Raw genomic sequence first — 2,294 nt, 5'->3', positions numbered from 1 at the left:
GTATCCGTCCTATGGACTACGTGTTTGATTTGAGCATAATTTGTTTATAGTTCTGCGGATACAGATCTTTTATGTTTTTATGGTTTATTGATGCAATATTTAGCAGAGTATGCTTCAGCCATTGGAACGGATTGACTTCATGCTTTTTACATATAGCAAAGAAGGAATAGATCATAGCGGCCCGTTGTGCTGCCTGATGGCTACCTGCAAATAAGTAGTTCTTGCGACCCAGACAACAGGGTCTAAGGGCATTTTCGCATTGGTTTGTATCGATCTGCAGATTCCCATCATACAGGTAGGCTAAGAGGGCATCCCATCTGGAGTATGCGTAAGCCATTGCTTTACCGAGCTGGCTTTTGGGGAGTGTGCTTTTTATCTCCTGAAAGATCCATTTGCCCAGTTCGTTGATGATGGGCAGGGATTCTTCAAGACGCAGTTCTTTGACCTGCTCTGCGGTAAGCTGTTCTTCTTTTGCCCTTCGTTCAATCTTATAGAGCCCCTGTATCATCAGAAGTGCTTTTTCTGCCCTTGGGCGGTCATTATCCAAAGCACGCTCGAATTCCCTTCTTGTGTGTGCCCAGCAGGCCAGATGCGTAACATCTTTTTTCTGCCCATACTTTTCGTAGACCTTGTACCCATCACTCTGCAGGTAGCCTTTGAAGGTATCCAGCAGCTTCTTTGCGGCCACCTGCCCGCGCGTGGGCTGGTAGTCGAACAGCACCATACCGTCCAGCGGGGCATGGTACACCCAATACCAGCCCTGGTGGGCAGCGCCCTTTTTGTCACTGTCCAATACTTTTATTCTGGTTTCATCCACCTGCAGATATCCTTTTGACTTTATGTCAAAAACAAGCTGTTCATAAAGCGGCTGGAGTTTTATCAGGGATTCCTTTGTCCATCCTTCGATCGTTGAAGAAGCGATCTGTATGTTCTCTCTGGCGAAGATCTGTTTCTGGCGGTACAGGGGGAGATGATCGACGTATTTTCCTGTCAGTATCATCGCCAACAGGCCTGCTCCGGGGATACCTCTGTCGATGACACGCTCTGGAAGTTCGCCGATACGTACGCCATCTCCCTTTTTAGGCGTGTATTTATAGCGGATATAGCGTTTGATATAAAACTTTGCAGGCTCGCACTCCAGTTCCTCGGTGATCTCTTTTCCGATGCAGACCATTTCCGACAGGTCTCCTTCGGGATAGATCTTGATCTCTTCTACAGATAGATGTTCAGGTAACTTCGCACGTCCCTTATGCTTTGGGCGTTTGCGGGTATACTCGATCTTTTGTTTGATTTCCTCCTGTTGCTGCTCTACTGCTATAGGCTCTGCCTCAAACGGGAGTGCAGTCTGGTTGGGATCGCCTTCAAAGCGTTCGCGCTTCTGGCCGAACTGCATACGCCTGTACATGGCAAGCTGGGACTCCAGATATTCGATCTTTTCGTCTTTTACAGATGATTCCCGGGACAGCGATTCCCGGTCTTCGGAAAGCGACGATATCTGTAGGGTCTGGGTGGAAACAAGCTCCAAAAGCTCCTCTTTTGATAGATTTTCCAGCGCTGTTTCCATACCCTAAAGATACGGTTTTAGCTGCGTTCCTGCAATCAGAAAAGCTGTTTTTGTGGCAATGAATAGCGTTTTTTCTGTATGCATTTTACAACCTGGACGCCCTCGATGAGCAATACCAGATCGCTCCATGACAGTTCACCTTTTTTAAGTGAGGATGTACCAAAAGTACCCTGCTCCAGCCGTTTGTAATAAAGGACAAAGCCGCCGTGTTCCCAGTGCAGAAGTTTGATATGGGTACGGCTACGGTTCAAAAACACAAATACCTCACCGCTGGTCGGCTGCCGATTCATCACCGAAATCACCAGCCCGCAGAGTCCGTCAAATGATTTGCGCATGTCGCAATGCCCATCGTAGAGGTAGAACCGGTGAGAGGACCCCAATGAAAACATATCAGTAAAGACGGATCAGCCGGGAAAGTAAACCAAGATCGGTATCTACCTTGATCCGCACCCCATTGGGATAGATAACTTCAACTTCGCTTTTCTTGACGGACTTTTCCATTGCTACAAAGCGACCGCTGCACGTGTCGTTTTCTTTGCTGCGCGAAAACCAGTAATAAAACGTAGCTTCATTGATACCTTTCTCCAAACAGTAAGCCTTCTTACTTTTCCCGCTCTGCTGCCAATCTGCTATCACCGATAGCATCTGCGATCTTTTTTCTTCTTTGCTCATACAGCAAAGCTAGAAACAACATAACACTATTCATAGACGTGGACCATAGGGTGGATAC

The 2,294-nt window shown here is 47.3% G+C and carries 3 protein-coding genes; all 3 read right to left on the bottom strand.

Going from position 1 to position 2,294, the window contains the following annotated elements; translation table 11 throughout:
- Positions 1-16 precede the first annotated feature (16 nt).
- The 3 genes from EPX21_RS08590 to EPX21_RS08580 are packed head-to-tail and all read right to left on the bottom strand — an operon-like array spanning position 17 to position 2,236.
- On the bottom strand, positions 17-1,564 hold the full coding sequence (locus EPX21_RS08590; RefSeq protein WP_134089258.1) for an IS66 family transposase: 1,548 nt from the start codon (positions 1,562-1,564) through the stop codon (positions 17-19).
- A gap of 35 nt (positions 1,565-1,599) precedes the next feature.
- On the bottom strand, positions 1,600-1,953 hold the full coding sequence (tnpB, locus tag EPX21_RS08585) for an IS66 family insertion sequence element accessory protein TnpB (RefSeq protein ID WP_013668143.1): 354 nt from the start codon (positions 1,951-1,953) through the stop codon (positions 1,600-1,602).
- Between the two features lies 1 nt (position 1,954).
- On the bottom strand, positions 1,955-2,236 hold the full coding sequence (locus tag EPX21_RS08580; protein WP_041387005.1) for a hypothetical protein: 282 nt from the start codon (positions 2,234-2,236) through the stop codon (positions 1,955-1,957).
- Positions 2,237-2,294 lie beyond the last annotated feature (58 nt).

The sequence above is a fragment of the Olivibacter sp. XZL3 genome (assembly GCF_004368405.1).
Lineage (GTDB): Bacteria > Bacteroidota > Bacteroidia > Sphingobacteriales > Sphingobacteriaceae > Olivibacter.
This window is presented reverse-complemented; position numbering and strand designations above follow the sequence as displayed.